Consider the following 25210-nt stretch of genomic DNA (forward strand, 5'->3'; position numbering starts at 1 on the left):
GTGCCGAGGGTGGTCGCGCGATTGAACGCTTTGCCTCGAGCTTGATTGCTGCATACATGGTCGGGCCTGTTGGCTGAACAACCCGGGAACGCCTGCATCTGCCGATGTTGCGCACGTCGCGAAAGTGGCCCTAACACCAATGAGTTATTGGAGCCCGGGCGCCCCGGGGGTACAACGGCATCAGCCCTGACACAGCCACTCTGGCTTTCATCCGGGGGATCGAGAGGACGCCAATGAACCGAATGCGCCGCAACCTGGCTTTCGCACTGACACTGATGCTGCTGGGCGGCCTCGCGCACGCGACCGAGCCGATGGTCATCGACCTTTGGCCAGCACAGGTCGCCGAAAATGGCCCGGTCAATGGGCCGGAGGCGGTGGGTCGCGAGGGCTCCGGCACCGGTGCCGTACGCAATGTCTCGCACGCCCGCCTCGAGGTTTATCAACCGGCGCGCCCTAACGGCACGGCCGTGGTGATTGCCGGTGGTGGTGGCTACTTTCGCATCCAGGTGGGTCGCGGCAGCGAGCCGGTGGCCAAGTGGTTGGCGTCGATGGGCGTGACCGCTGCGGTGATGGTCTACCGCCTGCCTGGCGACGGCTGGGCCCCGGAGGCACCGATTCAGGACGGCCAGCGGGCGATTCGCCTCCTCCGCGAGCGGGCCACCGAGTTGGCGATTGACCCGAAACAGATCGGCATTCTCGGCATGTCGGCCGGCGGGCATCTGGCGGCGATGACGGCGACCCGCCACGCCCACGATTTCTACGAACCGCTTGACGCCGCCGACCGGCAATCGGCGCGGCCGGACTTTGCGGTGCTGCTCTATCCAGTGGTGTCGATGCGCCCGCCGCTGGACACCACGCGCACCCGCCAGCACATGGACCGCGCGCCCGACGTCGAGCGCATGTTCTCGGCCGAGTTGTGGGTTGATGACAGCACGCCGCCGATGTTTCTCGTACACGCGCTGGACGACCCCATCGCCCACCCCGACCACAGCCGCGTGATGTTCGAGGCGCTGCAGGCACGGTCGATTCCTAGCGATCTGCTGCTGCTTGAAACCGGCGGCCACAGTTGGGGCCTGGGGCGGGCCGGTACTGAACCCGCTGCGTGGCCGCTGCGCTTCAGTCGCTGGGCGCGCGAGCACGGCTTTATGCGCCGCCTTCGCACGGCGCCCTGATCACGTCGCCTTTTTGCAATTGACCGACCGGCACCCAGAGCCGGGCTCACGAGGAGAAGTCCATGAAAATCTTCACAACCACCGCCATTGCGGGCGCCCTGGGCCTTGGCCTGTTGTCGCCGCCATTGCTCGCCAATCCGTCGCAGGCGGCACTCGTGCAACTGATCGAGCAGCAGAGCGCACAGATCGAGGCGTTGCAACAGCGTCTCAGCGCGCTGGAATCCGGACGATCCGACACCGACGGCAATGCCGAGATCGAGGCGCTCTACGACCAGATCGAGTCCTTGCAATTGCAGATGGCGCAGGTCGGTAGCGGCGGCGGTGCCGGCAGCGGCAATGGCCTGACCAGCTGGCGTCGCGGCGGTCCCGAGTTCCGCACCGCAGACGGTTTTTACCGCATGCAGTTGCGCGGCCGGGTGATGTTCGATCTGTCGAGCACCGGCGGCTCGAACTTTGACGAGCGCAACATCAGCGGTACCGAGCTTCGCGCCGTTCGGCTGGGGGCCCAGGGCCAGATCGGCGCCATGCGCTACAAGGTCGATGCCGACTTCGCCAACCAGGCGGTGTCGGTCAAGGATGCGTGGATCAATTGGGGCTGGCGCGGCTTCGGGCTGCCCATGGAGATCTTTCTCGGCAACCGGCTGAAGGACCGCAGCATTGACGGCAGCAACACCCTGGCGCGCAACCCGTTCATGGAGCGCAACGCCGTGGCGCAGGTGGGCGCGGCGGTGAACGGCTATTACGGCCTGGGTGCCAACTACAAGGTGTATGGACGCAACTGGCACATCGGCGCCAGCGTCGCCGGCGACCAGATCGACAACGAGGGCAACGAGAACGACTCGGTGACCTATTCGGTTCGCGGTCACCTCAACCCGATCAAAACCGGCACCGGCTTCGTGCACCTCGGCAGTTGGTACTACTACGAAGAGCTGGCCGATGACGTCACTGCCATCAACAACGTGCCGCGCATTGGCCAGAACTTCAACGACAACCTGCGCGTGTCGTCGAGTTCCTTGGCCGACCCCAAGCGCGACGAGGGCTACGGGTTCGAGCTGGGCGGGGTGTACCGCAGCGTCTGGAGCCTTGCCGAGTGGACCGAGCGGCGCATCGTCGCCGGGATTGGTCCGATGGGTCTCAATGAACGCGTCGATCGCGATGCCTGGTCGGTGTCGGCCGGCTGGCTGATCACCGGTGAAAAGCCCGGTTTCAGCACCCGCTCGGGCGTTTGGGGCACGACCCGCGTGCTGCGCCCGGTCACCGAGGGCGGCATCGGCGCCTTCGAGATTGCCGCCCGCGCCGATCACTACGACTTCACCGATGCCCCCAACGGCGCCGACGCCCGTCGCACCACGGTGGGCGTCAACTGGTACCTCAACAACCACGCACGGCTGATGCTGAATTACGTCGACTGGGAAACCGACAACAAGGTCGGGGCCTTTCAAGGCCCGGACAGCGGCCAGTCGATTGGCATGCGCGCCCAGGTGCTGTTCTGAAGCCCTCAGGAGACCATTATGAAAATCAAACTCAACACCGCGCCCCTGGCGCCGTTTCGTCTGCCCTCCGCGCTCACCGTGGCCGGTCTTTGCCTGGGTCTTCAGGGTTGTATCGACGGCACGCAAAGTCCGCCGCCGGAAGTGGTCAACCCTGATCCGGATGTCTGTGCATTCCTGCCGGTCGACGCCGTCACCTGGAAGGGCGGCAACACCTGGGGTGAAGAGCTGACCGTGTCGCTGGACCCGGACACCATGGCCTACGAAATCACCATCGACGACAGCCTGCAGCGCACCGCCGGTACCGTGCTCGGCGGCACCCTGGTGCCGCGCGAGCAGGATTGCACCTACGACAGCGACGAGGCGGGCGCCGTGTTCACCCTGGCCAGCGACGGCTTGCTGCTGGGCGGCGCAACCGCACCCGACGACGGTGACTTCGCGCCGCTGCTGGCGTTTCGCGACACCTTCAACAATGCAGCCGATCCCGAGCGCTTCAACGAAGCGGCCTTCATCGGCAACGTCATTGGCGTGCATGACGCCGGGGCGGGCCAACAATCGCTGGGCGGGGCCAGCCGTCTGCGCAACGCCGGCACGCTGCAGGTATGCCTGCCGGACGACGCCAATGGCTTCGCGCTGTACGACAACAACTGCGAGCCTCGCGAGCGTGGCTACCTGACGTACAACGCCGACCGTGACGTCTTCGAGCGCTACAGCACGCCGCCCGAAGAGCCCACGCCGACCAGCGGCGGAACGCTGAGTGGCTCGGCCATCATCGGCCTGGTGGGCGAGGACACGGTCATGCTGGAGCTGGTACGCGATGCGGTCGCCGGCTTCGGTCTGCGCCTGCACACCTTGCAGCCCCAGGACAGCAGCGAGGCGATGCCGCTGGTCGGCGGCAGCTTTGTCACGCTCGATACCGACGGCGGCAACGCCTTCGTCACGGTGACCGACACCGACATCACCCGCGGTGACGCCACTGGCACGTTGACGCCTGATACGCCGACGTTCGGTGTGGCTGAAGCCGACGGCGACATCGCCGGCAACCTGATCATCCTCGGTGAGGTCTACGCATTCGTGCCCGCTGACGAGGGCCCGGCGCTGGCGCTGGGGCTGCGGGCCACCGGTGAGGATGCCGAGCCGACGTTGCCCCCCGTGGCGGCCTGCGGTTTCTTGCCGGATGCGGCGGCCAGCTACAAGGGCGGCAACACGGCGGGTGAAGAGCTGACGCTGGCACTGGACCCGGACACGCTGGCTTACAGCATCACCATCGACGCCAGCGTGCAGCGAACGGTCGGCACCGAACTCAGCGGCACGCTGACGCCTGTGGATGAGTGCACCTACAGCACCGACGAAAGCGGCGCCGAGTTCACCCTGGCTTCGGGCGGCGTGTTGCAGGGCGGCGTGACCGCTGGCGACGGCACCACCGTGCTGCCGCTGCTGGCCTTTGCCGACACCTTCAACAATGCCGAGACGCCCACGGTCTTTAACCCCGTGGCCTTCATTGCCAACGTCATCGGTGCCCAGCATGACGGCGCGACGGTGTTGCCTTATGGCGGTTCCGGTCGTATCCGCAATGCCGGCACCTTCCAGTTGTGCCGCGATGAGGTGAGCGACCGTTTCGTCACCTATTCGCCAGGCTGCGCGCGCACCGACAAGGGCTACCTGACCTACAACGCCGGCCGCGATGCCTTTGACCTGTTCACCACCGACCCCGAGGGCAGCGCGGTGACCAGCGGCGGAGAACTCAGCGGCTCGATGGTCATCGGTCTGGTCAACGGCAGTGCGGTGCCGCTGCAACTGGTGCGCGAGTCTGCCGCCAGCCACGGCATGCGCCTGTTCACGCCGCAGGATGCGTTGGCCTCGGGGGTTGCCGATGGCACGTTCAACACGCTCGATACGGCGGGTGGCAATGCCCGTGTGAGCATTGCGGGCGCCGACTTCAGCCGCGGTGACACATCGGCCCTGCTCAGTTTCGACACGCCCGTGAGCGGCGTGACCGAGGTCGACGGCGGCGTGTCGGGCAACTTCCTGTTCAGCGGCGGCATTTACGGATTCATTCCGACGGCCGGCGACCCACCGGCGTTCGAGCTGGGCGTGGTGAACTAAGGTGCGCCGGGGCCACACTGACCGGGCCACGCGCGTCGGGCGCATCGCGGGCACGCTGGTGGCAGCCAGTGTGCTCGGCGCCTGCGGCGGTGGAGGCAGCGGGCACAGCCTTCCGGCCGAGGGGACCGAGGTGCGGCCCATGGCAGTGAGCTGCCCGAGCGGTGTGCCGTCCACGGTGTCGTGTCTTGCAGGTCAGGACGAACGCGGTGCGTTTTACCTGATCGCCATGCCCGACAACTGGAACGGGCACCTGATGTTGCACGCCCACGGTGGCCCCAGCCTCGGCGCCCCCACCGCGCAGCGCGTCGAAGATGACCTGAACCGCTGGGCGGTGATGGTGGAGGCGGGATACGCCTGGGCCGGGTCGAGCTTCCGCCAGGGCGGTGTGGCGGTACGCGCCGCTGCCGAAGACACCGAAAACCTGAGGCGCATCTTCAACGACCACGTCGCCACGCCAGCACGGACGGTGCTCCACGGCCAGTCCTGGGGCGCGGGGGTTGCGGCCAAGGCGGCCGAAATGTTCACCGCCGAGACCGAGGGCAGCGCGCCCTATGACGGGGTGCTGCTCACCAGCGGCGTGTTGGCCGGCGGCACGCGCTCCTACGATTTTCGTCTGGACCTGCGGGTCGTGTACCAGTACCTCTGCGATAACCACCCGCGGCCTGACGAGTTGGGCTATTCGCTGAACATCGGGCTGCCCGTCGCCTCAGACATGACGCGCGCCGACCTGCGCGCACGCACCGCCGAATGTCTGGGGCTCGACCGTTCGGCGTCACAGCGCAGCGCAGCGCAACGCGACAAGATTCAGGTCATTGAGCAGGTCATTCGCATCCCGGCCAGCAGCATCCAGGCGCATCTGGAATGGGCCACTTTTCATTTTCAGGACATCGTCAGTCGGCGCACCTCGCGGCTGAGCCCCTTCGGCAATACCGGCGCCGTCTATCAGGGATCGGATGACGACGAGGCACTCAACGCCGGCGTGCTGCGCTATCAGGCCAGTGCAGTTGCCGTGCAGCGTTTCGCCGACGATGCCGACCCGACCGGGCAGATTCCGGTGCCGGTGCTCACCACGCGCTGGATCGACGACCCCACCGCGTTCGTCGAGCTCGACGCCTTCTTCAAAGACACCATGACTTCAGGCGGCAGCGGCGACCGTCTGGTCCAAACCTTCACCACGGCGGGCGCGCACGGCTACATCAGTGACGTCACCTACGCGACGTTGGTCGATCGGTTGCTGCAGTGGGTCGAGACCGGCAGCAAGCCGACGCCGGCGGGCATCGCGGCGCGCTGTGAGGATTTGCGTGGCGACTTCGGCGGCGCCTGCAGTTTCGCGCCCGACTTTCAACCGGCGGCGCTGGAAACCCGCGTGGTGCCGCGTGACCGAGTTGCAGTCCCGTCGTCATGACGTCGGTCGCGCCCGGCGTGATCGGCGAGGTGCCGCGCTGGGGCCAGGCGGCAGGTCCGCTTGCATCGATTGCGGACGCGAACGACCATCACCCCATGAAGCTGGTCATTGCCGACGATCACCCGTTGTTCCGCAGTGCCATTGTCCACGCGCTGGGCGAGCTGACGGCCGGCCAGCCTCCCGTGGAAGCCTCGAGCCTGCGTTCGCTGGAAGAGGCGGTCCGCGCGCATCCTGATGTCGATCTGGTGTTGCTTGACCTGCACATGCCCGGCGCGCGCGGTTTTTCGTCACTGGTGTTTCTGCGCGGCGAGCGCCCCGAGCTGCCGGTGATCATCATTTCGTCGAACGCCCATCCGCGCACCATTCGCCGTGCCGAGCAGTTTGGTGCGGCCGGCTTTGTGCCCAAGTCGGCGCCGGTGGCCCAGATGCTCGACGCCGTGCGCCAGGTCATGGCGGGCGGTATCTGGTTTCCCGAGCAGGCGGCCGAGACCAGTGAGTCCGATGCCCGGCTGGCCGCCCAGTTGGCGCAGCTCACACCGCAACAGGTGCGGGTGCTGATGTGCATCGCCGACGGCCTGCTCAACAAGCAGATTGCTTACGAGTTGGGCCTGGCCGAGAACACCGTCAAGGTTCACGTCACCGCGATTCTGCGCAAGCTGAATTGCTACAGCCGCACCCAGGCGGCGGTGCTGGTGCGCTCGCTTGAGCCCGATGTGGCGCCGGGCGACGAGGCCCCGGTCGCAGCCGAGTAACCGTTGCGCTCAGGCGTCACGGCTGCGCAGCAAACGCTGGGTCATCAGCGCCCGAAGAGCGGCGGGTGCCACCGGCTTTGACAGCCAGCCCCAGCCCTGCGCGCGGGCCTGCTCACGCAGCACCTCGTCACGCTCGGCGGTGACCAGAATGAGCGGCACGGGCCGGCCCCAGCGATGCAGCAGTTGCGGCACCAGATCGGGGCCGTGGTCGTCCCCCAGCCGCACGTCGAGCAGCAGCAGGTCGGGGACCGCATCGGGGGTGGCGGCGTCCAGCACCTGTTCGGCGTTGGCGAGCAGCGTGGTCCTGCAGCCCCAGGTGTCGAGCAGCGCTGCCAGCCCTTCGCGGACCCGCAAATCGTCGTCGACACACCAGATGTGCCGGCCATTCAATTGTGAGTCACTGACCGCTGGCGTGGGCGCCGCCGCGCTGATCACCTGCGCCGGATCACCCCGCGCCACCGTGACCGAGAACACGCTGCCGTGGCCCGGCCATGAGCGCAGTCCGACGCGATGTCCCAGCAGGCGGGCGATACGGTCGACGATGGCCAGACCCAGACCGGCGCCACGCGCCTGCAGATCGCCGCCGCTGTCGAGGCGGCGAAATTCTTCGAAGATCATGCCTTGCTGCGACTCGGCAATGCCCGGCCCGGTGTCCCATACCTCGATACGTACTTGCTCGCCGGCCTGCCGCACGCCGAGCAGGAGACTGCCGCGCGCCGTATAGCGCAGGGCGTTGGACAGAAAGTTCTGCACGATGCGCCGCAGCAGTGCCTCATCGCTCATCACCACGGCGCGGGTGCGGTGATAGCGAAAACGCAGTCCCTTGGCCTCGGCCAACACGCCGATTTCCCGCGCCAGTGAATCGAGCAGCGGACCCAGGGCCAGGGTGCGGCGGCGCACCTCCAGTGCGCCGGACTCCAGCCGCGAGATGTCCAGCAGGCTGTCGAGAATTTCGTCCTGCGCCGCCAGCGCGCCATCGACGCTGTCGGTGAGGCCGCGCAGCGTTTCCCCCTGGACCCGGTCGCGCAGCGCCGAGGTGAACATGCGGGCCGCGTTCAGCGGCTGCAGCAGGTCATGGACGGCTGCGGCCACGAAGCGGGTCTTGTAGCGATTCGCGCGCTCGGCGTCCGACTTGGCCACCTCAAGGTCGCGGGTGCGCTCGTCGATGCGCCGCTCCAGCGTGTCGGCCAGCGAGCGCAGCTCTCGCGCAGCCTGTTTGTAGGCGGTGATGTCGGCGTAGCTGGTGACAAAGCCACCGTCTGGCAGCGGGTTTCCGCGGATCTCGATGACCGTGCCGTCTGGCCCCTCGCGCTCGTGCATGTGCGGTCGACCGGCGCGCAGGTGCTCCAGGCGCCGGGCGATGGTGTCTTCCGCCGGGCCGGCGCCCAGCAGGCCGCGCGAGGCGTTGAAGCGAAGGACGTCCTCGATGGGCCGACCGACCTGGATCAGCTCCTGGGGGAAGCGGAACAGTTCGACGTAGCGACGGTTCCAGGCCATCAATCGTTGTTCGGCATCGATCACGCAAACCCCTTGCGGCAGGTGCTGAAGGCTGGGGCTCTCGCCGTAGTCGGCGCGGCGCGCGGCCTGCACCAGACCATCCTGGGCGGTGCGCATCTCGGCGGCGTGCTGCGCGACCAGGCTTTCCAGCTCGATACGACCGCGCTCGCGCATCACGGCCATGCGGCGGCGTTGTTGCAGGTAGAGCACCAGCAGCGTCACCAGCAGAAGGCCGCCGGCCACGGCAGCGCTGACCAGTAGGGTGTTGAGTTGCACAGGGGCGAGGGGACGCATCACATGGAGGGTCCAGCCCTGGTCAGGCAAAGGGCGCGACATCCACAGCATGTCGTCGCGGCCTTCGAGCCGGACCCGACGCGCGTCCGGCAGCGGTTGGTCGCGGTCCTTCAGGGGCATCGTGGTCTGCGCCGTATCGCCGTACTGGCGGGTTGCCGCGAGGCGTTCACGGGTTTCGGCGTCCAATGGATAAAGGTCGCGGTAGCGCCAGGCGTCCACGCTGCTGAGAAAAATGACGCCGTAGCGGTCGCTGACCAGCACGGTGTCGGGCAGGTCGCGCCACAGATCCTGCAGCGACTCGAGCACCAGCTTGACCACCACCACGCCCAGGGTGCGCCCCTCGGCATCCTGAACCGCCTGAGACAGAAAATACCCGGGGACCGACGTGGTGACGCCCAGGGCATAGAAGCTGCCACTTCCCTCGGTCAGGGCTTCTTGAAAATAGGGTCGAAAGCGATAGTCGACCCCGACGTTGCTGTCGTCCGATGCCCAGTTGCTGGCAGCCACGGCGCGGCCATTACGGTGCAGCAGCGTCAGTGTCGAGGTGGCGGCGGCGCCGTTGATCTGGCTCAGCTTGCGGTTGAGTTGTTCGGTCAGCGCGGCATCGGTGGATTCGTCGGCCAGCGCGGCGTGGACCTCCGGGTCCAGTGCCAGCACCGCAGGCAGGACCCGATAGCGTTCGATCAGGGCCTGCAGGGTGTCGTCATGCAGGCGCAGCTGTTCCCGAATTTGGTCAGCGTTTGCGACCAGGCTGTAGCGACCGTACTGCGACCCGGCCAGCCAGGCCGTCAAGCCGATCACGGCCGCGACGGCAAGCGTCAGGGCCAGTCGCTGCGCGCGCGTTTGGGGGGCGTCGTACATGGCGGCATCTTTATCCGGAATGGCGAACCGGCACTAGTGCAGCGCCTCCAACCATTCGTTCGTTCGGGCGGCGCGCTTGAGCAAAGCGCGTTGTGGGACACGACCGACTCTCGTGAGAACTCTCACAGGGCGCGGCGTTCTGGACGAGCGCGTTCTGACGCAACGGGGTATCGATTCGAAATGGATCGCGCTGTTTATAGGCTGATGATCGAGTAGCCGACGTATTTTCATCGGCGTTTCCCTTCACATCGCGAACTGCGGACGCAATCTGTCTGTAAGTGCAAGCAATTTCTTGCTGCGGCGTTGCGAGTGCATCGGAGCCCGACACGTCTTTACTGAGCCGCACGGTGGTCCGAGCCGGCAAGTCAAGCTACGTGGGCCTTACAAGGTGAGTGATGACGTCACGCTGGCCATGCTGATCTTCGAGCTGCGTTGCCTGCCGGAGCTGTTTGCTGCACCGGCCGCGGTGGCGGACGCGACATGAATATCCGAGATGTCGTGGCGTTAAGGAGTTTCGGCACATTCGCGGCCACAACCGCAACCCATCGAGGCCAGCACGATCAAGTGCCATAAACCCAAACGCAAACCTGATCGGCACAAATGGCTGCCCTCCGATGAGCTTTGGCGAATTTCAACGAACGGTCAGTGAGCGGAACGGCGGGTGGCGGAAGCTGGAGGGCTGAGTAGGCATAAAAAATATCGACATTTTTAACGAACCAGGTTATAGATGTTTGCCTAATTGCGATTACACACGCGGTCAAGCAAAGGCTGGAGGGACACATCAGGTGATATCGAACGCGCAGCATTCTGACCAGGCCGGTCGTGCGGCGTGCGACAGCATGGATGCTCGCAGCCTGATCGAGTTGACCTTGCGTCGGCTGCGTCGCGACATTCTGGAAGGTCGCCTGGGTCCGGGCTCGCGGCTCGCGGTGGCGCATCTCAAAAGCAGCTACGCGGTGAGCGGCGGAACGATGCGCGAAGCCCTGTCCCTGCTGGTGTCTGAGGGCCTGGCGCAGGCCGAGACGCAGCGCGGCTTTCGCGTGGCACCGATGTCGCTGGCCGATATGGAAGACCTGACGCACACGCGCGTGCTCGTCGAGTGCCAGGCACTGCGCCAGAGCGTGCGCATGGGTGGCGACGCCTGGCAGTTGGAGGTTGCCGCCACGTTTCGCAGGCTGGCGCGAATCCATCCACGCGCGGCAAAGAATCCTCGCATCTGGTTCGAGCCGTGGGAGAGCTGCAATCGCGACTTCCACGAGGCGCTGCTGAGCGCTTGTCCCTCGCAGTGGTCACGGCGCTTTCGCGCGGTGCTGTATCTGCACATGGAGCGGTATCGGCGGTTGACTGCCAATCACCCTTCGCCAGGACGCGATGTTCACGCAGAACATCAGGCCTTGCACGACGCGGCGCTGGCGCGCGATGAGGAGTTGTGCGCGTCCTTGCTGAAGTTACACATCGAGGCCTCGCTGGAGGCGGTGCGCAAGCATGGTCTGTTGCCTCAATCCGCCGGACCGTCAGCGGTTAAACGAGCTTTTCATAGCGCCATCCAGGCGCAGATCATTGGAGGAATCAAAACATGAGCGACACGGGCAAGGACACCACGGAAGTGCCGCTGAGGTTCAAGCGCACCTGGACGCCGGAGGCGATTCGCGCGTTGGTGGACCAGGACAAGGGGCTGCTCGATCCGCGCATCTACTCGGACCTGGATCTCTACGAGCTGGAGCTGGAGCGTGTGTTCGCGCGCTCGTGGCTGCTGCTGGGACATGTCAGTCACGTGCCCAAGACCGGGGACTACCTGACCACCTATATGGGCGAAGACCCGGTCATCCTGGTGCGCCAGAAGGACCGCAGCCTCCGCGTGTTCCTGAACCAGTGTCGGCACCGCAGCATGCGTATCTGCCGCTCCGATGCGGGCAATGCCAAGGCTTTCACATGCAGCTATCACGGCTGGGCCTACGACATCGCAGGGAACCTGGTGAGCGTGCCCTACGAGGACACCGCGTACTGCTCGAAGCAGGAACACGAATGCGGCTTCGACAAGGCCGACTGGGGCCCGCTGCAGGCGCGGGTCGCAATTTACAAGGGACTCGTGTTCGCCAACTGGGACGCCGATGCGCCCGATCTGGAAACCTACATCGGCGATGCCAAGCCCTACATGGATGTCATGCTTGATCGCTCGCCGGCGGGCACCGAGGCCATCGGCGGCATTCAGAAGTGGGTGATCCCCTGCAACTGGAAATTCGCCGCCGAGCAGTTCTGTAGTGACATGTACCACGCCGGCACGGTGTCGCATCTGTCTGGCCTTCTCGCCGGGATGCCGCCGGAAATGAGCCTGGCCGACGCCCAAATCCCCACCCAGGGCCATCAGTTCCGTGCTGCCTGGGGCGGCCACGGGGCAGGCTGGTACGTGGACGAACCCGGCATTCTGATGGGCGTCATGGGCCCGCAGGTTACGCAGTACTGGACCCAGGGCGCAGCGGCTGACATTGCAGAGGGTCGCCTCCAGCAGATGCCCGCCAAGCGCATGTTCGGGCAGCACACCACGATTTTCCCGACCTGTTCGTTTCTGCCGGGCATCAACACCATTCGTACATGGCATCCGCGCGGCCCAAACGAGATCGAGGTCTGGGCCTTCGCCTTGGTCGATGCTGATGCTCCGCCTGAGGTCAAGGAAGAGTTCCGGCGTCAGAACATCCGTACCTTCTCTGCCGGCGGCGTGTTGGAACAGGACGACGGCGAGAACTGGGTGGAGATACAGAAGGTGCTGCGTGGTCACAAGGCGCGCAGCCGGCCGCTCAATGCGCAGATGGGGCTGGGCCGCTCGCGCACGGACGATCAGAACTTCCCCGGCCGTATCGGCTACGTCTATGGCGAAGAGGCCGCGCGCGGCATGTACCAGCACTGGGCGCGGATGATGTCCGAGCCTAGCTGGGACACGCTTAAGCCCGATGCCTAGCCTGCCGACCGCCTTTTCCGGAGCACCACCATGACGATTGAAAAACTGGACATCGGCAAGCTTATGCAGATGGGCACAAAGCCAACCGATCCGCTGTTGCAACAAGAGATCGAGCAGTTCTACTACCGCGAGGCGGTGCTGCTCGACAGTCGCGCCTACGAGGCCTGGCTAGGCCTGATGGAGCCGGACCTCCGATACTTCATGCCGCTACGGACCACCCGCATGATGCGCGAGGCTGATCTCGAGTACAGCGGCGACGGCGACTTCGCTCACTTCGATGACACCTACGCCACCCTGTACGGCCGTGTGCGCAAGGCCACGAGCGAGTTCGGCTGGTCAGAGAATCCGCCCTCGCGCACGCGGCACATGGTCACCAACGTGATGATCAGCCCGAGCAGCGAGTGCGACAGCTACGAAGTCAGCTCGGCCTTCCTGCTGTACCGGAACCGGCTGGAACGGCAGGTCGATATCTTCGCGGGCGAGCGGCGCGACGTGCTGCGCCGCAGCGCCACCGACATGCGATTCAAGATCGCGCGCCGTACGATCCTGATCGACCAGGGCACGCTGTTGTCGAACAACCTCAGCGTGTTCTTTTGAAGGGTGAACCATGGCATTCGTGAGAGTCTGTGGCCGCGCTGATGTGGCAGAGGGTGAAGCGCTGAAGCTGGAACAGTTTCCGATTCCGCTGGCGCTGTTCAAAGTCGATGGCGAGTTCTTCGCCACGCAGGACCGATGTACGCACGGCGATTGGTCGCTGTCGGACGGTTATCTCGATGGCGACGTCGTCGAGTGTTCGTTGCACATGGGCAAGTTCTGCGTGCGTTCTGGCAAGGTGAAGTCGGCCCCGGCCAGTCGGCCCCTGAAGACCTTCGCGGTTCGGCTGGAAGGCGATGAGGTGTTCGTCGATTTCGACGCGGAAGCCGTAACGCTGTGATCCGGAACATTGCGATCGTCGGTTTCGGGCTGGCCGGAGCTTCGGCCGCGCGCAGCCTGCGTGACCAGGGCTATGACGGACGCATCCACCTGTTCGGTGACGAGCCCGTTCCGGCCTACGACCGCCCCTCGCTTTCCAAGTCGGTGTTGTCCGGCGGGGTGTCAGAACCGCCACCGCTGCACGAAGCCGGGTGGTACACCGCGGCGGGGGTGGATGTCTATTTCGGCGAGCGCGTGCAGCAGATCGACCCCGCGCATCGCTGGCTGCGGCTGTCCTCGGGTGCGAGTCTGTCCTATGACCGGCTGCTGCTGGCCACGGGCGCCCGGGCGCGGACGCTGAGCGTGCCGGGCGCAATGCTCGATGGCGTTCTGACCCTGCGCGACAAGGCCGACAGCTTGAATCTGCTCGGCCGACTTGGGCCCGGTGTGTCGCTGTCGATCATCGGTGGCGGCCTGATCGGCTGCGAGGTGGCCACCACAGCGTGCAAGGCCGGTGCCGAAGTCAGAATTATCGAATCGGCAGACGAACTCCTGCTGCGCGTGCTTGGCCGGCGGGTCGGAACTTGGTGCCGTGAACGGCTAGAAGCGCTCGGTGTGGTGGTGCAGCGCAATGCGCGGATCAGCGCGTTCGAGGGCAAAGACGGTCGAGTGCGCGCCGTGGCTTTCGCTGATGGTGTGAGGGTTTCATCTGACGTGGTGCTGGTCTGCGTCGGTGCAGAGCCCGACACGGAACTGGCGCAGCAGGCAGGACTGGCCTGCTCGCGCGGCGTGCCGGTGGATGCCACCGGCCTTAGTGCGAGCCCCGATCTGTTCGTGGCGGGCGATGCGGCGCGCTGGCCGCTTCGAGAGGGTGGTCAGCGCTCGCTGGAAACTTATCTGAACAGCCAGGCGCAGGCCGTTGCCGCTGCCGCTGCCATGCTCGGCCGAGTGGAACCATCGCCACAAATTCCGCGCGCCTGGACCGAGATTGCGGGACATCGTATCGAGACCATCGGCGACTTTGATGGCCCCGGCGATTGGCTGCTGCGTGGCAACACGGAGCGAGGCAGTCCACTGCTGATGCTGCGCGTGCACAACAACGCCGTGGCCGCCGCAGTGGCCGTGGATGCAAGCAAGGATTTTGCGATCGCCGCCCGGCTGGTTGAAGCCAGAACCCGCGTGACGCTGCCGGAGTTACGCGATCCAGCCTTCAATCTTCGTGAGCTACTGCGTGCCCGGTCTGCGGCCAGTGCCGCTTGAACATCGACAACTAGAACGAGAACGAAAGGAGCGGCATGAGACTGAAAGACCAAGTGGCCCTGATCACCGGCGGCGCGTCCGGCCTCGGGCGGGCGCTCGTAGACCGCTTCGTGGCCGAAGGCGCGCGTGTGGCGGTGTTCGACAAATCCGCGGAACGTCTGAAGCTGATCGAGACGGCGCATGGCGACAAGGTGATCAGCTGCCTGGGCGACGTCCGCTCGCTGGCCGATCACAAGGCCGCAGCCGCAAACTGTACCGAGCGCTTTGGGCGCATCGACTGCGTGATCCCCAACGCCGGCATCTGGGATTATTCGACGCCGCTGGTGGATCTGCCGGAAGACCGCATCGACGCCGCGTTCGACGAAGTCTTCTCCGTCAACGTCAAGGGCTATCTGCTCGCTGTCAAGGCCTGCTTGCCGGCCCTGGTCGAAAGTCGCGGCAGCGTGATCTTCACGATCTCGAACGCCGGCTTCTATCCCAACGGCGGGGGGCCGTTGTACACGGCGTCCAAGCACGCGGTGGTGGGGCTGGTGCGCGAACTCGCGTTCGAGCTGGCGCCGCATGTTCGCGTCAACGGTGTAGCGCCGGGCGGCATCGGTACCGATTTGCGCGGGCCGGGTTCTCTGGGCCTGGGCGAGCAGTCCATTTCATCGGTGCCGCTGGCCGACCTGCTGGCGAGCGTGCTGCCGATCGGACGCATGCCCGCAGTCGAGGAATACACCGGAGCCTACGTGTTCTTCGCCTCGCGCACGGATGCGGCACCCGCGACCGGTTCCACGCTGAACTACGACGGCGGGCTCGGCGTCCGCGGCTTCTTTTCTGCCGCGGGTGGCCATGATCTGCCCGAAAAACTGAAACTTGCTCAAGGAGAAAAACGATGAGCGTCGAAAGCCTTGGATACCTTGGTTTTGCGGTGAAGGATGTACCGGCTTGGTGCCGCTTTCTCGGTCAGAGGCTGGGGTTGATGGAAGCGCCGGCGCAGCCGGATGCAAGCTGCTTTCGCATGGATTCACGCGCCTGGCGCATCGCCGTGCATGAAGGACAGGACGACGATCTGGCCTATGCCGGCTACGAAGTCGCCAGCCAGGCCGCGATGGAGAAGATGGCGGATGCGCTTCGCAGCGCGGGCGTCGAGGTTCGGGTCGGCGACGAGGCGCTCGCACGCACGCGCAAGGTGCTCGGCCTGATCTGCTTCGCCGACCCCTTCGGTCTGCCGCTGGAAATCTATTACGGCCCGAGCGAAGTGAGCGACCGGCCATTCATCGCCAGCGCCGGCGTCACCGGCTTTCTGACTGGCGACCAAGGGCTGGGCCACTTTGTGCGGATCGTTCCGGATGCGCAGGTCGCGCTGCGCTTTTACACGGAGGTACTGGGTTTTCGCATGACTGACGTCATCGACATGACGCTTGCGCCCGGCGTGGTGATCCCAACGTATTTCCTGCACTGCAACGGTCGTCATCACACGCTGGCGCTGGCGGCGTTCCCGATGCCCAAGCGCATTCATCATTTCATGGTTGAAGTGAAATCTCTGGACGACGTGGGCTATGCCTTCGACCGCCTCGACGGCGACAACTGCCTGACTACGACCATCGGTCGGCACAGCAACGACCAGATGGTGTCGTTTTATTGCGCCTCGCCCTCGGGCGTGGAAGTGGAATTTGGCTGGGGCGCGCGCGGGGTCGACGCGTCCTGGTCGGTTGCTCGTCACGACGTCCCAAGCATGTGGGGGCACAAGCCCTTGCGCGCGCCGGTTTGATTCGGGCAGTCCGTTTCCATATCTCGCGTCTTGAACTCCGATACCAGAGAGCACCATGAGCAATTTGACCGAAGCAAGCAGCAGCCGTCAGGTCCGCATCAACGAACAGGGGCTCGATAACTTCCTGATCCATTACAACGATGCCGGCAAGGGCGAGGCCGTCATCATGCTGCACGGCGGAGGCCCGGGGGCGGGAGGCTGGAGCAATTACTCGCGGAACATCGGCGCGTTCGTGGACGCGGGCTATCGCGTGATCCTCAAGGACTCACCGGGCTTCAACAAGTCCGACACGGTGGTGATGGACGAGCAGCGCGGGCTGGTCAACGCGCGCGCGGTGAAGGGCTTGATGGATGCGCTGGGCATCGATAAGGCGCATCTGGTCGGCAACTCGATGGGCGGCGCGACCGCGCTGAATTTCGCCATCGAATATCCGGAGCGGCTGGGCAAGCTCGTGCTCATGGGACCGGGCGGAATGGGACCGAGCCTGTTCTGCCCGATGCCACTGGAGGGCATCAAGCTGCTGTTCAAGCTCTACGCCGAACCCAGCTACGAAAACCTCAAGCAGATGATCCAGGTGTTCATCTACGATCAGTCGCTGATCACCGAGGAGCTGATCCAGGGTCGCTGGGAAAATATCCAGCGAAGCCCAGAGCATCTGAAGAATTTCCTGATCAGCGCGCAGAAGGTGCCGCTCTCGGCCTGGGATGTTTCGCATCGATTCGGCGAGATCAAGGCGGAGACCCTGGTGGTATGGGGGCGGGATGACCGTTTCGTGCCACTTGATCACGGACTGAAAATCCTTTGGGGCGTACCCAACGCGCTCCTGCACGTGCTGCCGCGCTGCGGGCATTGGGCACAATGGGAGCACGCGGCCGCTTTCAATCGATTGACCTTGGATTTTCTCCGGCACCGATGATCTTGTCGCTCGCGAGGTCTCTAGGGCTGTCGACAATTGGCCCATCGCTGCGGCCGGGCCCTTCGGGTTGCTTGCTGTTTTTCCGCCATGCGGCGTTGCGCCTTGGTCATTTGGAATGACCAGATTTCCTCAGTCGCGCCTTGCCTGGCGAAAAAACGGACGGCAACGCAGCGATACGGCAATTGTTAACAGGCCCTAGTACCTATGCGTTATTGGACAGGCTGGTCTGCACTGCCAGTATGCGGTGCGGTCGCCGAAAGGCCGCGCAATCAAGGTGGCCTCTGTCATGTCCGATGCGATCACTGCTCCGCTCCGCCCTGTCCGGGCCCGTCCGCCGCTCTGGCATCACCTTTATTTCTGGGTGTTGGTCGGTATTGCCGTCGGCATCCTGATCGGTCTGTTCGCGCCCGAGCTCGGCGCCAACATGAAATGGATGGCCGACCTGTTCATCAAGACGGTGAAGGTCGTGATTGCCCCCACCATTTTCGCCACCGTTGCCGTCGGCATCGCCAGCCTGGGCAATCTGGCCAAGGCCGGCGGGCTGGCGCTGCGCACCATCATTTATTTCCACATCACCACGGTGTTCGCGTTGGGCATCGGTCTGGTCATGATCAACCTGATGGCGCCCGGTGCGTCGTTGGGGCTGGATATCTCGACCTTTGACGCGTCCACGGCCGAGTCCACCCTGAGTACCGCCGGCGGCATCAGTGGCGGCGGTATCACCGGCTTCATGCTCAACCTGGTGCCGCACTCGTTCATGAGTGCGTTCGTGGAAGGGCAGTTGATTCAGGTGTTGGTGCTGGCGATTCTGGTGGCTTGCGCGATCACCATGTTGGGGCCTCGCGCCCAGGGCGCGGTCGATGCGCTGGACACCCTCGCCAAGATCATGTTCGGCATCATCAAGATCATCATGTGGCTGGCGCCCATCGGCGCGATGGGCGGCATGGCGTTCACCATCGGCGAGTACGGCAGCCAGATTCTTGGCTCGCTGGCGCAGTTCATGTTCAGTTTCTACCTGACCTGTCTGCTGTTTACCTTCGGCGTGCTCGGGCCGATCTGCTGGTGGTGCGGCTTCAGCATTTTCAAGTACATCCGCTACATCAAGGACGAACTGCTGATCGTGCTCGGCACCTCGTCGTCCGAAACCGTGCTGCCGCGCATGTTGGTCAAGCTGGAAGCTGCGGGCGCACCGCGCTCGGTCGTGGGGCTGACCATTCCCACCGGCTATTCCTTCAATCTTGACGGTACCGCCATCTACATGACCATGGCCGCGATCTTCATCGCCCAGGCCTTCGGCATCGACGTGCCCATCAGCACGCAAATTGGCCTGCTGGTGTTCATGCTGATTTCGTCCAATGGCGCGGCTGGGGTGACCGGTGCGGGCCTGGTGACCTTGGCCGCGTCACTGGCGGCGTTCGACAGCATCATTCCGCTGGCGGGCATCGCGCTGATCGTCGGCATCGACCGCTTCATGTCCGAAGCCCGCGCACTCACTAACCTCACCGGCAACGGCATCGGCACCCTGGTGGTGGCGCGCTGGACCGGCCAACTGGACCGCCAGCGGCTCAACGAGGTGCTCAACAATCCGACCCTGGTCGACGTGGACCAGATGCTCAGCGAGCAATTGGGCGGGGTGGGTTCGTCGCATCCGGTGATTGGCGAAGAAGGCGATGCCCAAGGCCCGGCGCCGGTCACCGCTCGATGAGCTCTTGAATCGGCCAGCGCTTCGGAGTGGGTTTCAGGCGAAAAATCGTATGCTTCCTTATCATTGTCGACCGCAACTGCGATCTCACTGAGACAAGGATCTGAAATGAGCACCCAACCCCTGACGTCCGAAGCCTGGATCATCGATGCCTGCCGCACCCCGCGCGGCATCGGCAAGCCCGGCAAGGGTGCACTCGCCAGTCTCCATCCGCAGCGCCTCAGTGCCGCCGTGCTCAAGGCGCTGGTCGAGCGCAACAAGCTGGACACCGCCCAGGTCGATGACGTGATCTGGGGCGCCAGCAACCAGACTGGCGCGCAAGGCAGCGACCTCGGTCGCATGGCCGCGTTGGACGCCGGCTTTGACGTGCGCTCCAGTGGCGTCACGCTGACCCGGTTCTGTGGCTCCGGCATCACCGCCGTGAGTTTGGCGGCCGCGACGATCTCCAGCGGGCAGCAGGACCTGGTGATCGGAGGGGGAACCGAAATGATGTCGCAGCGCAGCGGCGCACCGGCCTCGCCGTTCCTCGACATGGGCAACCTGCATTTGCGTGCCATGCACCCGCAGCCGCAGCAGGGCGTGGCTGCCGATGCCATCGCCACGCTGGAAGGCATTGACCGCAACGCGCTCGACCAACTGGCGGTGATCAGCCAACAGCGTGCCGATCACGCCATTCGCAACGGCTATTTCAGTCGTTCGCTGATCCCGGTCTATCACGACGACGGCACGCTGGCGCTGGACCGCGAGGAGTTCCCGCGCCCCGGCACCACGCTGGAGGCCCTGGCCAAGCTCAACCCGTCATTTGCCGATCTGATGGACCATCCGCTGGATGAGCAGGGCACCACCTATCGCAAGCTGGTGGCGCAGAAATACCCCGACCTCAAGATCATTCCAGTGCACCACGGCGGCAACTCCTCGGGCGTGGTCGATGGATCTGCGGCGGTACTGCTGGCGTCCGAAAGTTATGCCCGCGCCCACGGCCTCAAGCCGCGCGCCCGCGTGATTGCCGCCACCAACATGGGCGACGACCCCACGCTGATGCTCAATGCGCCGGTCCCCGCCGCAAGAAAAGTGCTGCAGCGTGCCGGCCTCAGCCTCAAGGACATTGACCTTTTTGAAGTGAATGAAGCCTTCTCGGTGGTCGCCGAAAAGTTTATCCGCGACCTCGACATCGACCGCGAGAAGATCAACGTCAACGGTGGCGCCATGGCGCTGGGCCATCCGATTGGGGCCACGGGCGCCATTCTGATCGGCACCGTGCTCGACGAACTGGAACGCCGCGACAAGCAGTTTGGTCTGGTGACGATGTGCGCCGGTGGCGGTATGGCACCCGCGATCATCATCGAGCGAATCTGAGCGGGCGCTGCATCAAAGGGCCCCGCATCTGCGGGGTTTTTGTTTGAGCCCGTGGTGCCAGTTTGCGATGGACGCAGCCTGTCAACCAGGCCACAAGCTGCTCACACCCTCGCGGATGATTTCGGCCATGCGGGCGGTGGCGCGGCCGCGGTAGTCGCGGTCGGCGAATACCAGATACAGCTCGGCAAAGCGTTCTGCGCCTTCGGTTAGCGGCAGGGCTTTCAGCACCCCACTTTCGAGTTCGCCCTGGATGGTTTCGGCCGGGTACCAGGCAAAGCCCATGCCCATGACCGCCGCGGCAATCGACGTGGCCTTGTTGCTCACCGTCCAGCGCTGGTCGGCGCCCAGCCAGATGCCGCTGTCAAGGGTGCGCTGCTGGGCCGAATCGCGAATCACCAGTTGCCGGTGCGGGCGCAAATCGTCATGGGTCAACGGCCGACCCAAGTGGTGTAGCGGATGGTCTGCATGCGCGGCGGCGACGAAGCGGATGCGCATCAGGTGGTCGCTGAAAAAGCCCTCGGGCACGTGGCTGGTGATCGCAAATTCCACCCGCCCTTCGGTCAGCGCTTCGACCGTGCCGCCGAGCACGGTTTCGTGCAGGTGGATGCGAATTTCCGGTCGCTCCAACGCGAAGCGATTGAAGCACTGCAGCAGCAGCCACGTCGGGAAGATCACCTCGACCGCCAGGCGAATATCCGGCGCCCAGCCCTCGGCCATGCCGCGCGCGCCGAGTTCCAGCGCTTCGGCTTCATCCAGCAGGGTGCGCGCCCGGCGACAGAGCGTTTCGCCCTCGCGTGTCAGGTGCGCCTTGCGGCCGCGGATTTCGAACACGCGCAGGCCCAGCAGGCGTTCGATCTTCTGCACCGCGTAGGTGAGGGTGGATTGCGATTTGTGGATCAGCTCGGCGGCCTGCGCATAGCCGCCTGCGTCCACCACCGCCACCAGGGCGCGCCACTGGTCGAGGCTGATTTTGGCCGTCATATCTAATCAATCGATAATTATCAGCGATAAAATCCGCTTTTATATCGAATCATGCAAGCGCTCAATGACGGCTCATTCACACACCGGAGTCATCCCCATGAGCACCTTGCTCCAGATCAACACCAGCCTCTTCGGCGGCGAAGGCCAGTCATCCAAGCTGACCGAGCGCTTCGTGAACGCGTGGACCGCGCGCAACCCCGAGGCCCAGGTGGTGGTCCGCGACCTCACCGCTCAGCCGCTGCCGCATCTGGACGGCGCGCGCTTTCAGGCCTTTCTGGCGCCTGCCGAATCCCGCACGGCCGAGCAGCAGGCCATCGTCGCCGAGAGCGACGCGCTGATTGACGAGGTGCGCAGCGCCGACGTCATCGTGCTGGGCCTGCCGATGTACAACTTCGGCGTGCCCTCGCAACTGAAGGCCTACTTTGATCACCTGGCCCGCGCGGGCGTCAGCTTCCGCTACACCGCCAACGGTCCGGAGGGGCTGTTGGGCGGTGCCAAGGTCTACATCCTGGCCGCGCGCGGCGGGCTTTATCAGGGCACCCCCGCAGACACGCAAACCGGTTACGTCACCACCTTTCTCAACTTCATCGGCCTCACCGACATCGAGTTCGTCTACGCCGAGGGTCTGGCGATGGGCGACGAACCCAAGCGCGAGGCGCTGGACCGTGCCGCCGAGCGTATCGGCCAACTGGCCGCCTGAACCCGTCAACACAAGGAACGACACACCATGAACACACTCAAGGATTTACTCGACCGCAGTGGCCCGGGCATTGACGTGCTGGCCCGGCTCTTACTGGCGCTGATTTTCATCGGCGCGGGCTGGAGCAAGATCGGCGGCTATGAGGCCACCCAGGGCTACATGGCGGCGATGGGCGTGCCCGGCGCGCTGCTGCCGCTGGTGATCGTCACCGAACTGGGCGGCGGCCTCGCCTTGCTGATCGGCTTGCTTACCCGAGTCGCCGGGTTGGGTTTGGCGGTTTTCAGCATCGTTTCGGCCGTGTTGTTTCACGCTGATTTCAGCAACCCGGTGGAGCAGATCATGTTTATGAAGAACCTGGCGATTGCCGGGGGATTGTTGCTGCTCGTGGCCCACGGCGCAGGCCGTTACAGCGTCGACGCGCGGCTGTTTCGTTGATGTTGTGGTCAGCCAAAAAAACCCCGCTTGCCATCGCAAGCGGGGTTTTTTGATGTGTGGGGCTATAAGTCGTCGAGAAAGCGCTGCTTGAGCCTGTTGATGAGGCGCCGGTCGCGCTTGTTGGGTCGGCTGTCGGGTGTGGCCGAAGATTCGGATTTTCGCGCCAGCCGGGCGGCCTTGCCGCGTTCGATGCTGTCGTCGGTTTCGCGGTAGAGCAACTGCGCCTCGGGCGCGCCACGACGCTGATCGGACAGCGCTTCGACCACGACCTCGCGCTCGTCCTGACCTTGTCGAACGCGGATCAGCATGCCGACACGCACCTCCTTGGCGACCTTGCTACGGTCGCCCTCAACCCGCACATGGCCGGCTTCGATGGCGGTCTTTGCGATGGTGCGGGTCTTGTAGAAGCGCGCGGCCCACAGCCATTTGTCGAGGCGAACGGCGTCCATCGTGATCAGCGAACTCGGGTTGGTGTGAGCGGACGAGTGTAATCAGCGGTTCGACCATCTGTCCGCCCAAAGCGGCCCTTGGCTCAATGGCGGAGCGGTGACTGCAGCAGGTTGCGTGACCCCTCACCGCGCCCGTCGATGACTCCTGGCCTGACCACTGCAATGACGCAACTCCGCACCCGCGGGCTCCAGGCCGTGGGCGCGCCGCTGATGCTGTTCCTGCTGCTGGCGATGATCGTGGTGCCGCTGCCACCGCTGGCGCTGGATCTGTTTTTCACCCTGAACATTGCGCTGTCATTGGTGGTGCTGCTGGCGGTGCTGTACGTGCTGCGACCGCTTGATTTCACGGTGTTTCCGACGGTGCTGCTGATCACCACGCTGTTCCGCCTGGCCTTGAACGTCGCCTCGACGCGCGTGGTGCTGCTCAACGGCCACGAGGGCGGCGACGCGGCCGGCAAGGTCATCGAGGCCTTCGGCAGCTTCGTGATCGGAGGCAACTACGCGGTGGGGTTTGTCGTGTTCATCATCCTCACCATCATCAATTTCGCGGTCATCACCAAGGGTGCGGGGCGCGTCTCGGAAGTCTCGGCGCGCTTCACCCTCGACGCCATGCCCGGCAAGCAGATGGCCATTGATGCCGATCTGAATGCGGGCCTGCTCACCCGTGAAGAGGCCAAGGCCAAGCGCGAAGAAGTGCGGGTCGAGGCGGACTTTTACGGCGCGATGGACGGCGCCAGCAAGTTCGTCAAGGGCGATGCCGTGGCCGGCATTCTGATTCTCGTGGTCAACCTGTTTGGCGGCGTGGCCATTGGCGCCCTCTCGCATGGACTGAGCTTTGGTGAGGCATTTGCGGTGTATGGCCTGCTGACCATTGGCGACGGCTTGGTGGCGCAGATTCCGGCGCTGCTGCTGTCGGTGGCGGTGGCGATTCTGGTGACGCGCATGTCACGCGCCGAAACCATGGCCCAGCAGATGCAGAAGCAAGTGGTCGGCGACGGTCGTGCGCTGGCCATGGCGGCGGGGTTGATGTTCGTGATTGGTCTGGTGCCGGGTATGCCCAATATGGCCTTCCTGTTGCTTGCGGTTCTGCTCGGCGGGCTCGCTTACCTGTTGCATCGGCGCGCCTTGGCCCAACCGGCCGAAAGTGGTGAACGCGACGGCGCTCCGAGTGCGCCGGCCGAGTTGGCGTGGGATGACCTGCCGCTGATCGACGCGCTAGGGCTGGAACTCGGCTACCGCCTGATCCCGCTGGCCGATGCCACCCAGGGCGGTGAATTGATGAGCCGCATTCGCGGCATCCGCCGCAAGCTCAGCGAAGAGATGGGCTTTCTGTTCCCCGCCGTGCACGTGCGCGACAACCTGCAGTTGCCGCCGTCGCAGTACCGGATTCTGCTGCACGGTGTCGAGATTGCGTCGGCCGAGTGTCATCCCGATCGCGACCTGGCGCTGGACGCCGGCCAGGTGCTCGACACGGTTGACGGAATCTCGACACGCGACCCCGCCTTCGGCATGCCGGCGGTGTGGATCGAGCCCGGCAATCGCGCGTACGCGCAGGCGCAGGGCTACACCGTGGTCGATTGCGCCACGGTGATGGCCACCCACCTGAGCCAGATCTTCAAGCAGCACGCCCATGAGCTGCTGGGCATTGAAGAAGCGCAGGCACTGCTCGCCGCCACTGCCCGCCACGCGCCGAAGCTGGTGGAAGACCTGATTCCCAAACAACTGTCGCTGGCGGTGTTCGCCAAGGTGCTGCAGGGGCTGCTCACCGAGCGTGTCCCGGTGCGCAACCTGCGCGGCATTCTCGAGGCGCTGGCCGAGCACGCGCCGCGCACCACCGACCCGCAGGCCTTGCTCATTGCCGTGCGCCAGGCCCTGTCGCGGCAAATCGTGGCGGCGCTGGGGCAGAGCACGACCGCTGATCTGCCGGTTTTCACCCTTTCGGCGCCGCTGGAGCAGCTGTTGCAAGAAGCCTTGCAACACACCAACGCAGTCCTGGAGCCCGGCCTTGCAGACCAGATTCAAAGCGCGCTGCACCAAAACGTCCAACAGCAGGAGGCCCTCGGCGAACCCACGGTGCTGCTGGTTCCCGGCACGGTTCGCTCGGTGCTGGCGCGCTTTCTCAGAGCCGCGGTTCCGCAGGTCCACGTCCTTGCGTTTCATGAATTGCCCGAGACGGCCCGCATTCGCCATCTCGGCACCATCGGTTAGCG

At 64.8% G+C, this 25210-nt stretch carries 21 protein-coding genes; 18 read left to right on the forward strand and 3 right to left on the reverse strand.

The features are described from left to right. Positions 1–233 precede the first annotated feature (233 nt). The 5 genes from U741_RS0108080 (at position 234) to U741_RS0108100 (ending at position 6925) form a co-directional block, all read left to right on the forward strand. On the forward strand, positions 234–1172 hold the full coding sequence (locus tag U741_RS0108080; protein ID WP_084154745.1) for an alpha/beta hydrolase: 939 nt from the start codon (positions 234–236) through the stop codon (positions 1170–1172). Between the two features lie 62 nt (positions 1173–1234). Beyond that, positions 1235–2665: an OprO/OprP family phosphate-selective porin gene (locus U741_RS0108085; protein ID WP_029889973.1), complete on the forward strand. Its 1431-nt coding sequence runs from the start codon at positions 1235–1237 to the stop codon at positions 2663–2665. Positions 2666–2683: 18 nt separating this feature from the next. Then, positions 2684–4768, forward strand: a complete 2085-nt coding sequence (locus U741_RS18325; RefSeq protein WP_052378622.1) for a hypothetical protein — start codon at positions 2684–2686, stop codon at positions 4766–4768. A gap of 1 nt (position 4769) precedes the next feature. Further along, entirely contained in the window at positions 4770–6173 is a 1404-nt protein-coding gene (locus tag U741_RS0108095; RefSeq protein WP_200872696.1) for a hypothetical protein, read from the forward strand. A 95-nt stretch (positions 6174–6268) separates the two neighbouring features. Then, on the forward strand, positions 6269–6925 hold the full coding sequence (locus U741_RS0108100) for a LuxR C-terminal-related transcriptional regulator (protein WP_029889976.1): 657 nt from the start codon (positions 6269–6271) through the stop codon (positions 6923–6925). 9 nt (positions 6926–6934) lie between these two features. Here the strand turns inward: U741_RS0108100 and U741_RS0108105 are convergent, their stop codons facing one another. Beyond that, the gene (locus U741_RS0108105) at positions 6935–9577 is read right to left on the reverse strand and encodes a hybrid sensor histidine kinase/response regulator (protein ID WP_029889977.1); all 2643 of its coding nucleotides are present in this window, start codon (positions 9575–9577) and stop codon (positions 6935–6937) included. A gap of 839 nt (positions 9578–10416) precedes the next feature. On the opposite strand from U741_RS0108105, the gene U741_RS0108115 reads away from it, so the two are divergent. The 10 genes from U741_RS0108115 to U741_RS0108160 all read left to right on the forward strand — a co-directional run bounded on the left by U741_RS0108115 (position 10417) and on the right by U741_RS0108160 (position 20435). Next, the gene (locus U741_RS0108115; RefSeq protein ID WP_084154746.1) at positions 10417–11157 is read left to right on the forward strand and encodes a GntR family transcriptional regulator; all 741 of its coding nucleotides are present in this window, start codon (positions 10417–10419) and stop codon (positions 11155–11157) included. Beyond that, positions 11154–12533, forward strand: coding sequence for an aromatic ring-hydroxylating dioxygenase subunit alpha (locus U741_RS0108120; protein WP_029889979.1), 1380 nt, complete (start codon positions 11154–11156; stop codon positions 12531–12533). The genes U741_RS0108115 and U741_RS0108120 overlap by 4 nt, the downstream gene beginning before the upstream one ends. A 63-nt stretch (positions 12534–12596) precedes the next feature. Further along, entirely contained in the window at positions 12597–13130 is a 534-nt protein-coding gene (locus U741_RS0108125; RefSeq protein WP_029889980.1) for an aromatic-ring-hydroxylating dioxygenase subunit beta, read from the forward strand. A gap of 10 nt (positions 13131–13140) precedes the next feature. Then, complete coding sequence (locus tag U741_RS0108130) at positions 13141–13467, forward strand: non-heme iron oxygenase ferredoxin subunit (protein WP_029889981.1); 327 nt, start codon at positions 13141–13143, stop codon at positions 13465–13467. Beyond that, positions 13464–14705, forward strand: coding sequence for an NAD(P)/FAD-dependent oxidoreductase (locus U741_RS0108135; protein ID WP_029889982.1), 1242 nt, complete (start codon positions 13464–13466; stop codon positions 14703–14705). The genes U741_RS0108130 and U741_RS0108135 overlap by 4 nt, the downstream gene beginning before the upstream one ends. Before the next feature lie 35 nt (positions 14706–14740). Continuing rightward, the gene (bphB, locus tag U741_RS0108140) at positions 14741–15586 is read left to right on the forward strand and encodes a cis-2,3-dihydrobiphenyl-2,3-diol dehydrogenase (protein WP_029889983.1); all 846 of its coding nucleotides are present in this window, start codon (positions 14741–14743) and stop codon (positions 15584–15586) included. Beyond that, positions 15583–16461 carry a biphenyl-2,3-diol 1,2-dioxygenase gene (gene bphC / locus U741_RS0108145; protein ID WP_029889984.1) on the forward strand — a complete coding sequence of 293 codons (879 nt, stop codon included), beginning with the start codon at positions 15583–15585 and terminating at the stop codon, positions 16459–16461. The genes bphB and bphC overlap by 4 nt, the downstream gene beginning before the upstream one ends. A 55-nt stretch (positions 16462–16516) precedes the next feature. After that, positions 16517–17377, forward strand: coding sequence for a 2-hydroxy-6-oxo-6-phenylhexa-2,4-dienoate hydrolase (bphD, locus tag U741_RS0108150; RefSeq protein WP_029889985.1), 861 nt, complete (start codon positions 16517–16519; stop codon positions 17375–17377). 286 nt (positions 17378–17663) lie between these two features. After that, positions 17664–19082 (forward strand): C4-dicarboxylate transporter DctA, encoded by a 1419-nt coding sequence (gene dctA / locus U741_RS0108155; RefSeq protein WP_052378623.1) that lies wholly within the window; start codon positions 17664–17666, stop codon positions 19080–19082. 105 nt (positions 19083–19187) lie between these two features. Further along, a complete protein-coding gene (locus tag U741_RS0108160; RefSeq protein ID WP_029889987.1) occupies positions 19188–20435 on the forward strand; it encodes an acetyl-CoA C-acetyltransferase in 1248 nt (415 codons plus the stop codon). Between the two features lie 81 nt (positions 20436–20516). On the opposite strand, the gene U741_RS0108165 is transcribed toward U741_RS0108160, so the two are convergent. After that, positions 20517–21416: a LysR family transcriptional regulator gene (locus tag U741_RS0108165; RefSeq protein WP_029889988.1), complete on the reverse strand. Its 900-nt coding sequence runs from the start codon at positions 21414–21416 to the stop codon at positions 20517–20519. Between the two features lie 97 nt (positions 21417–21513). Here U741_RS0108165 and U741_RS0108170 point away from each other — a divergent pair, with 97 nt between their 5' ends. Further along, complete coding sequence (locus tag U741_RS0108170; RefSeq protein ID WP_029889989.1) at positions 21514–22116, forward strand: FMN-dependent NADH-azoreductase; 603 nt, start codon at positions 21514–21516, stop codon at positions 22114–22116. Positions 22117–22143: 27 nt separating this feature from the next. Beyond that, positions 22144–22551 carry a DoxX family protein gene (locus tag U741_RS0108175; RefSeq protein ID WP_029889990.1) on the forward strand — a complete coding sequence of 136 codons (408 nt, stop codon included), beginning with the start codon at positions 22144–22146 and terminating at the stop codon, positions 22549–22551. Between the two features lie 62 nt (positions 22552–22613). On the opposite strand, the gene U741_RS0108180 is transcribed toward U741_RS0108175, so the two are convergent. Continuing rightward, on the reverse strand, positions 22614–23000 hold the full coding sequence (locus tag U741_RS0108180) for an RNA-binding S4 domain-containing protein (protein ID WP_029889991.1): 387 nt from the start codon (positions 22998–23000) through the stop codon (positions 22614–22616). Positions 23001–23162: 162 nt separating this feature from the next. Here U741_RS0108180 and flhA point away from each other — a divergent pair, with 162 nt between their 5' ends. Continuing rightward, positions 23163–25208 carry a flagellar biosynthesis protein FlhA gene (gene flhA / locus U741_RS0108185; protein ID WP_029889992.1) on the forward strand — a complete coding sequence of 682 codons (2046 nt, stop codon included), beginning with the start codon at positions 23163–23165 and terminating at the stop codon, positions 25206–25208. Positions 25209–25210 lie beyond the last annotated feature (2 nt).

The organism is Polycyclovorans algicola TG408 (assembly GCF_000711245.1).
GTDB lineage: Bacteria > Pseudomonadota > Gammaproteobacteria > Nevskiales > Nevskiaceae > Polycyclovorans > Polycyclovorans algicola.